This window comes from Halanaerobium congolense (assembly GCF_004366375.1).
GTDB classification, from domain to species: domain Bacteria; phylum Bacillota; class Halanaerobiia; order Halanaerobiales; family Halanaerobiaceae; genus Halanaerobium; species Halanaerobium congolense.
On sequence record NZ_SOEF01000015.1, the window covers coordinates 1 to 9,016 of the forward strand.

The 9,016-nt window shown below is 29.8% G+C and carries 9 protein-coding genes and 1 pseudogene; 2 read left to right on the forward strand and 8 right to left on the reverse strand.

Annotation, left to right across the window (positions count from 1 at the left end; genetic code table 11):
• Nucleotides 1-112: 112 nt before the first annotated feature.
• Nucleotides 113-899, forward strand: a pseudogene (locus tag C7954_RS06580) (transposase); the annotation flags it as partial.
• Nucleotides 892-1,692, forward strand: a complete 801-nt coding sequence (locus C7954_RS06585; protein ID WP_134059131.1) for an ExeA family protein — start codon at nucleotides 892-894, stop codon at nucleotides 1,690-1,692. The pseudogene C7954_RS06580 and the gene C7954_RS06585, both read left to right, overlap by 8 nt.
• A gap of 324 nt (nucleotides 1,693-2,016) precedes the next feature.
• Here C7954_RS06585 and C7954_RS06590 read toward each other — a convergent pair whose 3' ends face one another.
• The 8 genes from C7954_RS06590 to C7954_RS06625 all read right to left on the reverse strand — a co-directional run.
• Nucleotides 2,017-2,265: a hypothetical protein gene (locus C7954_RS06590; protein WP_134059134.1), complete on the reverse strand. Its 249-nt coding sequence runs from the start codon at nucleotides 2,263-2,265 to the stop codon at nucleotides 2,017-2,019.
• A 21-nt stretch (nucleotides 2,266-2,286) separates the two neighbouring features.
• Nucleotides 2,287-2,679 (reverse strand): ubiquitination-like system serine protease family protein, encoded by a 393-nt coding sequence (locus C7954_RS06595; RefSeq protein WP_134059137.1) that lies wholly within the window; start codon nucleotides 2,677-2,679, stop codon nucleotides 2,287-2,289.
• On the reverse strand, nucleotides 2,663-3,832 hold the full coding sequence (locus tag C7954_RS06600) for a ThiF family adenylyltransferase (RefSeq protein ID WP_134059140.1): 1,170 nt from the start codon (nucleotides 3,830-3,832) through the stop codon (nucleotides 2,663-2,665). The genes C7954_RS06595 and C7954_RS06600 overlap by 17 nt, the downstream gene beginning before the upstream one ends.
• Nucleotides 3,807-4,052, reverse strand: a complete 246-nt coding sequence (locus C7954_RS06605; RefSeq protein WP_134059143.1) for a multiubiquitin domain-containing protein — start codon at nucleotides 4,050-4,052, stop codon at nucleotides 3,807-3,809. Before C7954_RS06605 ends, C7954_RS06600 begins: the two co-directional genes overlap by 26 nt.
• 464 nt (nucleotides 4,053-4,516) lie before the next feature.
• Nucleotides 4,517-5,521 (reverse strand): hypothetical protein, encoded by a 1,005-nt coding sequence (locus C7954_RS06610; RefSeq protein ID WP_134059146.1) that lies wholly within the window; start codon nucleotides 5,519-5,521, stop codon nucleotides 4,517-4,519.
• Nucleotides 5,514-7,115, reverse strand: a complete 1,602-nt coding sequence (locus C7954_RS06615) for an FRG domain-containing protein (RefSeq protein WP_134059149.1) — start codon at nucleotides 7,113-7,115, stop codon at nucleotides 5,514-5,516. Before C7954_RS06615 ends, C7954_RS06610 begins: the two co-directional genes overlap by 8 nt.
• 23 nt (nucleotides 7,116-7,138) lie before the next feature.
• Nucleotides 7,139-8,569, reverse strand: coding sequence for a toxin-antitoxin system YwqK family antitoxin (locus C7954_RS06620; protein WP_134059152.1), 1,431 nt, complete (start codon nucleotides 8,567-8,569; stop codon nucleotides 7,139-7,141).
• A gap of 50 nt (nucleotides 8,570-8,619) precedes the next feature.
• The coding region (locus tag C7954_RS06625; RefSeq protein WP_134059254.1) for an ASCH domain-containing protein at nucleotides 8,620-9,016 on the reverse strand (397 nt) is incomplete at its 5' end.

Below are 9,016 nucleotides of genomic sequence, written 5' to 3' on the forward strand. Positions count from 1 at the left end.
TAAAATATTATTCCGATTTTCATGGACTACTTTAATGATATACTTTTATATTCTTTTGAAAATCGGAATAATTAATTTATCAGGATAATCACCCTTATTCCGACATCGGAATAAGGGCGACGAAATGTATGGTCCCTATCTTAACCTTGATGGTAAAAAGGTTAAAACTTTTCTCTTTGCCTTTATTGATGACTGCTCCAGGGTTATTACTTATGCCAAATTCTTAACAACAGAAAAGTTTTCTGCTGTGCAGCAGGTACTCTCAGAAGCCATTTTAAGAAGAGGTATTCCTAAACTGCTCTATGTCGATAATGGAAAAGTTTACCATAGTGATAATCTCCATTTTGCCTGTGCTTCTCTGGGAATTACCCTGATTCACACAAAACCATATGATGCCCAATCTAAGGGTAAAATAGAAAGATATTTCTTAACTGTCAGAAAAAGATTTTTACCTCTTTTAACTGATGATGATTTATCCTCCCTGGATAAGCTTAATCAACGCTTTTTCAGCTGGCTGGAAACAGATTATCACCGTAAGGTGCATTCTTCTCTAAAGATGACTCCTCTGGATAAGTATATGTCTCAGATTAGTCAGGTTAAAACCTATGATGATCCTGAAAAACTTAAGCTGCTTTTTCTTAAAAGAGCTCAGAGAAAAGTTAGACATGATGGAACTATATCTGTTAATTCTAAACTCTATCAGGTACCTCCAGCCTATATTGGCAAAAAAGTTAAGATCCGCTTTGATCCAGAAACATATGATAATATTTATCTTTATGAAAATGGTAAATGCATAACTAAAGCTGAACCTGTTGATTATGGCTGATAATGCTCATACTAAAAGAGGTAATCCTATCTCTTTTGCTAAAATGACTGAAGGAGGCAGCAAAAATGTATAAATCTTTTTATTCTCTATCTGATAATCCATTTAAAAAAGAGATTGAAACTAAAGATCTCTACCAGTCTGAAAACTTAAAAGAGCTTTCTGCCAGACTTGATTATCTTAAAAAAACAAGAGGTATTGCTGTCATTATTGGTGAACCTGGAAGCGGTAAAACTTCTGCCCTGAGAGCTATGGCTGACAGTGTTAATCCATCATTATTTAAAGTCATCTATTTCCCCTTATCTACAGGCTCAGTAATGGATTTCTACAGAGGAATAGCCATTGGCCTGGGAGAAGAGCCTAAATTCAGAAAGGTGGACCTTTTTAATCAGGTCCAGGCTGCTATCTTAAAGTTTTACAACGAGAAAAAGATTACTCCCATCATTATCCTGGATGAAATGCAGCTTGCTCCCAACAAATTCTTAAGTGATCTCGGTATTTTATTTAATTTTGCTATGGATTCTCAGAATCCATTTATTCTAATTTTATCAGGATTGTCTCACTTTATGACCAAGCTAAATTTAAATCATAATCAGTCCTTAAATCAGCGAGTGATCATGAAGTATCAGCTGAGTCCCTTAAACAAAGAGGAAGTCAAAGAATATGTTGAGCACCAGCTTAAGCTTGCTGGAGCCAATCACCCAGTATTCATACCTCAGGCTCTGGAAGCAATTGCCCTGAGATCAAGGGGCTTACCCAGGTTGATCAACAATATCGCAGTAAATTCTCTGCTTTTAGGATTTCAACTTAAAGCAGAGCAGATAAACCAGGAAATTGTCTTCAAAGCCTGCGAAAAAGATACATTTTAAACTGAAAAATATTATTCAAATTAAAGGGGCTTATTTTTAAGTCCCTTGCTAATTTAATCTGAAAAATATTTTTATTTTTACTAATTTAATTTGAAAATTATACTGGAATTCTAGCTAATTTGGACCGATTTAATCTGAAAAATTTAACTGGATTAATTTGCAAAATCACAGTTTACTGCATATAAAAAAACTCCCACCTTCCAGTGAGAGTCAGCTTTAATGATATGATAAATAAAAAAATTTTAGGTTGAATTATTAATAAACGAAAAGTGTAAAATATTATTTGACATTCACACCCTGTCATATCTTTGCATAAAATTTTAATTAATCAACCTCACTTAAGTCCGAAATCCCTCCCCCAGTCTGGGTAAAGATAATAAAGTGATGTATCCAGGAACGGTAATCATCTTCCTTGATATCAAGTTTCTCATAACATTTATAATCTCGTTTATGCAATCTATATAATTTTACTGAATCATATCCATACTTTTTCTGAAGTCCTAATAGAATACTTTTTGAATGACCCGGTTCGATTACAACATCAAAATAATCCTCAATATTTATATCATCCATATTACCCCTTCCAATACTGAATTATTTAAAAAACAGCTTCTTTAGAAGTTGAACCAATTTATTTTGAGATTCATTATCCTTGTTATCGTGAAATTTTTTCTTTGCTTTGACATCGTTTTTTCTACCTTTAATTATTTCTTCTTTAGACATTTTTCCAGCCCAAACAACTTGATTATTTTTTATCCAATAATGTGACTGGCACTTAAAAGACCAATTTCCAATTGATGGAGTCAAAGATATTGACTTACCATTATAAATTAGTTTCCAATCTGTCGGTGATAAGGGAGTAACTACTTCTTCACCACATCCACAAGCACATTTATGAATTGCAGTATTATATTTTAAAGATATATATATGCTTCCTCTTTTTATCTCATTTGGAATTGTATCAACAAATTTATAATTCATCATCATTGTTAATTACCCCTGTATTAATAGAATATATTGTAGAATATTCTTTAGTTAAATCTTGATAAAATCCTATATGTTTTTTCCATTTTATTACACCTAAAGTAGCATTCAATGCATTCAGTTCAGCAATTTGAATATTAGTTGAATATTCATCATCATTACCATCAGCAAACGAAATCCTATCATCAATATGATCATTTTTATCAGATGTACCTAATGTAGTACGAATAATACCAATTAATGATTCATCGACTTTTTCTATACCAATACCATGATCAACAAAGCTTATATCTTCTTCTACTAAGTATTCAATAATTTCCTTTTTAATATTGCCTTTATCAATACAAATAAAAACAAAATCTAAATTTTCTAATTTATGTAAAGTTGCGGCTTGAACATCCTCATTATAACAAACAATGTTGCTATGCATATTTGAATAAATAGATTGAAAATACTTTGATTTGTTTTCTTTTTTCTCTAATAAATCGTTTGTAGGCGCCCCCGGTGAACGAAAAGCATTATGTTGATAAAAAACATCACCATCAAAAACTCTAATCTCCTTTACTGGTGTTTTGGAAACCAAATCTAATACATAAGAGCCAGTACCACCAAGTCCAATTATACCGACCCTCTGTTGTTCCAGTTTCTTTGCTATTTGATTAATTTCAGCTCTACTAGAATTTGTATCATAATAATTAAAAACCGAATCTTCTTCTGTATCAATGATTTCATAAGTTTTTGCAGTAACATCACTGTTTAAAGACTTTGCTGGTGCAGATATTATTTCAATATATCTTGTAAATTTATCATAATAATTATTATATCCATTCGGTGGTTTGTTGGAAAATGAGTGGTTAACAATAATGCCTTCTGTTAATTTGTTATTTCCAGATCTATGTTTTATTCCAGATATTTCACTACCATCCTTATTACATGGATGATCACCAATGAAATGTATAACATGATTAGTAGGTTTTGTAGTCTTGTTTCCTGCAAGCTTTAATGATGTCACCAAAGTACCATATTTTACTTCTTTGTTTGAGTTAACATATGGTACTTGTCCTAACAAGGCAAATCCCTTTTTCACTTGTATTTGGTATCCTTCATATCTTAATTTCTTTAAATCCGAGCTACGACTTATCAGTTCTTGTGACATTAAATATTGCTCCTTTATGTACTTTTACTCTATCTCCTTTAACCATTACGCCGCTTTCCTTTTTACCGTTTTTGGAATATGTGACCGTATATACCACATTGGGGCTTTCATCAATCTTACCAAAAGCCAATAATATCACTTTATCAAAAGTAATTTCTTTTTCAGTATATTCCTTTTCCCTTCCATTGACGATTATTGTTTTAGATTTCTTTTTCTTCATAAGATTATCTCCTCTCAGGGGGGTTATTAAATTCTTAATAATAACCGAACATTATTTCTTTGTATTTAGTATAATACAAACGTTCTCCCGTGTCAAGAAATCATTTCCATATATCAATAATTCCTCAATCCCATCTCCACCAAAAGCCTTGAAATGCTTTAATTTTTTCTAAATGGCTATATAGCTTAGCAAATTTAACAACATCACTCATTAAAAAATTATCTTTATTCCAATTTATCTAATTAAACTATGAATATTTGTTGTATACTAAAATTACCGGGAATTGCAAAGTAGTATTCCCGGAAGTTGAAAACTAAAATTCCTTATTATTACTTAAAAACTCAATTCAACACAGGGAGCATTAAGTTGCAATAAAAAACTCCCACCAGAATTTTAAACTCCAGTGAGAGTAACAGTCCAAAATAATATTTAGTTCGACAAATAATAAATATACTTAAACTAAATCAATAATAATTGACCCAGCTAGGCTGTGTGCTTTTTGTTGCTTTTTCTACTTCTGATACCCAATATGCAATTTCCTGCAATCTTTTTTGTAATTCATCAGCACTCATCTCAGAATTATCCGCATCATTCCAAAGAGTCTCTAAAGCATGTTTAACTCCATCTTCAGGATAAAAAACTCCATCCTGTCTAAAATTAGAAAACAGGGCTCCTATACCATTTTTCTGTGAGTAACCATTTATTGAAATATGTTTAACATACCAGCCATAAATTGTTCTCTTCATCCGATATCTATCTTCATGTCCCCAGCGAGTAGTAAAAACTTCAAAAGTTAATTCTTTATCAATATTACAATCACCTTCAGTGCTCTTCCAGTCTAAACCTTCCCCAACAATTTCTCTATAAAGATCTTCTAATGAATGGTAGTGATCATAATATTCTTCAATATTTTCTTCAGGAATAATGCCTCTATTTTCTAACATGTATTCTTCATAGATAGGCATATATTTCCAGTGTAGCTTAGTAGCTAAATTATTCATTTTTTCAATTCTTTCCTGCCAGTCATTTACTCTACCTAAATTTGAAAGATTCTTTTTTAAATATCTATAATGTGATTTGAATTCTTCTTCCATTCCATCAATATTGTCAGGTAAATGATCTTGCTTATTTTCATAATCATTTAATTCATCTAATAATTCAGGTTGAATTGTAAATTCATCTTCATTTTTATCAAAAAATTTATCAGCATAAAAAATTATATCACTTATTTTAAAATATAATTTTTTATTCAATTCTTTTAAAGTAAATGTATCTACCTCATTCTTTTCTCGAAAATGAAATAACTTAATTTTCAAGTTTCTTAAGCGCTCGTTATTTATTTTAAAATAATCCTTAACATCATCATTAACTGGAATATCAAAATAATTATTTGAAGCATTATCTGATTTGAAAAGTTCATTATTTTGATTAATAAATTTTTTTACTTCTTTTAAATAGGAATCAATCAAACTTAACACCTCCCGAGGAAGAAAACTGTCCTCTAATATATTTTACATAACCTTCTAAATCTGGATATATATTAGTAGAATTGATATTAAATAGCTCATTTAACACTTCACGAATTTCTTCTTTAAATTCATTTAAGATTAAAAATTCAATTTTCTTTTCTGGAATAACTTCAGTTGTTTTCCCGGCTTTAGAATTTAAGTCATCATTAAACATTATTTTATTTTTAATCTTTTCATTAAAATCAAATGCTGCTGTATGAATAATTGTCAAAATTGATTTAAATAAGTCTTCATTAATATTATTGCCTCTGTCCTTGGATTTAAATCCAAATTTTATACGATCTTTAAGATCATTATAGTTTTTATTGTCATAAATCCTACTTAATTCAGAAATAAATTGATCTTCCTTATCAAAAAATAATTTAAAAATAGCGTTGGTATATTGAAAAAAAATTTCAATGTACTTATCGATTAATTCTTTTTCATATCCACTTTTTAACTTATTTTTTATATTTGCTTCTTGCTTTTTTAGCATATTTTCAACCAGTGTTTCTTTAATTTGATTAAAATCATATTGATTAATCAATAAAGAGAGTGAAAAAAGCCCCGCTTGAGATCTTATTCTATCATTTCCATAAATAGGATTGATAAAAAAGAAATTGTTTTTCTCTTGAGATATTAAATCATTTATAAATTTTTTATTATTTAACTTATCCAAAACTTTATCAATTTCAACATCCCTAGAATATATACTATCTAAAATCTTTGATAAATCTTCATATTCTTTTTCATTAAAATCAAATATATCATCTGGTTCAGAAACAATTACATATCCATCTTTATCGGTATTACCTGAAACAGCAAAGAATAAGGCTGTCATTGGATTCTCTGACCAGTCTAATAATGGAGTTGGAATTCCATAATGCTGCATCTTAACTAACTCATCAATAAAGTTATCTTTCTTCCCTAATTCATTAAGATTATATTTCCTTATATTTTTATATAATTTCTTTTCAACTCCAATTTCATAATTCTGTCGGAAAAGGCTTGGTACTAAATTCCATTCTTCAGTTTGGCCCCTATAAATAATTTTACTATTTGATTTTTTCCCGAAATCTTCAATCTTACCAAGATAGTCTTTATATGATAGGATCAAATAATAATTATTCAATATAATCTTTGCTAATTTTGCCAGGCCACTATTTTCAAATTTATTATCATTGGAGAGAGTTCTTAAATTAGCGACATTATCTGCTATTTTTTTAAAAGTAAACCCCCTCAAATCTTCTTTAAAATATTCAATTATTTTAGTTATTTCATCATTATTATATTTGCACTTGTTGATATTACTTATTTTTATATACCCAGAGTTCTTTTCAATACAGTAATTATCTAATGCCTCAGCAGTTAAAAACTCATAAGCTAAATCATTATAAATTATAATTTTATCCCCTTTTTTTACTTCTCTAAAGTCAGCCCGATTACGTTTAGCCTTCAATTTTCCATCTTCCTCAAAATGAGAATTAATTTTCAACTCATCATCACTAGCAATAATTTCATTGTTCTTATCTTTATATATAAATACTGCTGACATATATTATCACCCAAATTAAGTTTCTAATTATCAAACAAATCATGTTCAATCTTAAAATTTTCAATAGCTAACTCTGCAGGTTTAATACTATTATCTATAACATGCCGCTTACCATCATTCACTGAAAAACTACAAACATACAAGCCATCATAACTTTCGAGACTGGAAAAACGATATCTTTCATCTGCTAAAAAACAAAATTGATCAGCAAGTAATGATTTGTCTTCCCAAATAAGCACATTATAAATAATGCCATCAACAAGCTCTCCATCCTGCCAGGTACCTTCCTTAGTCTTAATCCTATTATAAAGATATTCTACACCCTGACCATTTCTCTGATGATTCTCGAACTCACCTTCATAGATTAAAGTTCCTTCAAAGTCAAAGATTTTAGCCTCACCCTCAACAATTCCTTGCTTGTCAAACTCAGCCTCACAGATCTTATGGCCATCACTATCAAAAACTCTAAATAGCTCATTTTCTGTTTCAAGAATTACATTCCCATCTTTATTTAGAATTTTATCTTTACTGTAAATTTTCGCTTTATCATCAGGAGCCAAAATATTATAAAGTTCAATAGTATCTTTGTTTGAAAGATCCCAAACAGATTTTGACTGCTTTAGATGATACTGAAAGGTAGAATAAACAGGTATAGTAATCAACTCCATCAGCTCGTCAACAGCTGGTCGGACAACTGGATAGTTATCGTCTTTCTCCAGCTCATAAGTATTTTTAAGCTTATCAATTATTTTATTCAGCAGCATAAACTGTTCATTATTCATCAGAGATTTAATTGAATTAATTCTGCTAAAAATATTATCACTTATATCTACAAAATCAAAACTGTCCCAGAATGTTTTCTGCTGGCTATTAAAAGCCTGAGTAATTGCTCTTTCAAAAAAGAAAAACACCATCTCTTTATTTTGCTTCTGCTGCTGTTCTTTTTCTCTTCTCTTCTGTTGTCTTTCAAATCGAAAAAGTGAAATCGCAATAATAGCTGAAACAATAATGCTGATTATAGAAAGATATAAGGTGAGATAACTATTAAGCTGTATTTCTGCAAAAAATTCTCTTTCAAGATTAAAAGAAAGAAATGAAAATATATCCGGTAAGTAATTCATCACAGAAAAAAGAAGCGGAATTACCAGAACAGGAAAAACAATTATAAAAATTACTATTAAAATAATTTTTAACTTAGTGCCAGTAATTCCTCTAGCTGGCCCCAGAGGTGTCCCATCAGCTTCAAATTCTTTGTTGTGAGGACTTTCCAATACAATACATAAAACTTTTTCATCATCAAAATTTTCTAAATCTCTTCTTTCCTCTTCATCTAATTCATTTCTAGCTGAACAAATATACTTTTTCTTTAAGTTAACCGAATAACTTGTGATTTCAACGTCTCCAACATATTCATCTGGGCACTTGTTATTAAGCTTTGAAAATATACATCTCAACAATTTATGATTGAGCTTAGTTAGCATAATTTCAGCTCCAGTCTGTTTTTCTATTTACTACTCAATTTCTCTTCCATAAAATCATCATCCACATATTTAAAAGATTGTGGTGCAGTAAAATCACTCAGACTATCTTTAGAAACAGCTTTCTCGTAAAGGTTTAATTTATCAATTTTCATCGCATAACCCTGATCTTTATCTTTAAAATAATCACTAAAATAATCAAACCCAATACCAGATTCATTCTTTGTCTCCGACCAGATATTTAGTGGAGTATCATTAATTATTTTATCAATGGTAAATTCACCAATAATCTTCCCTACCGGCATAGTACAATAAATGACAACTGATTCTATTTTCTGTTTAAAAATTCTTTTTCTATACTCATATTTCTTTTCTCCAGAAATAATTTTATCTACAAATTCTGGCTTAATCGATAATAAGGCT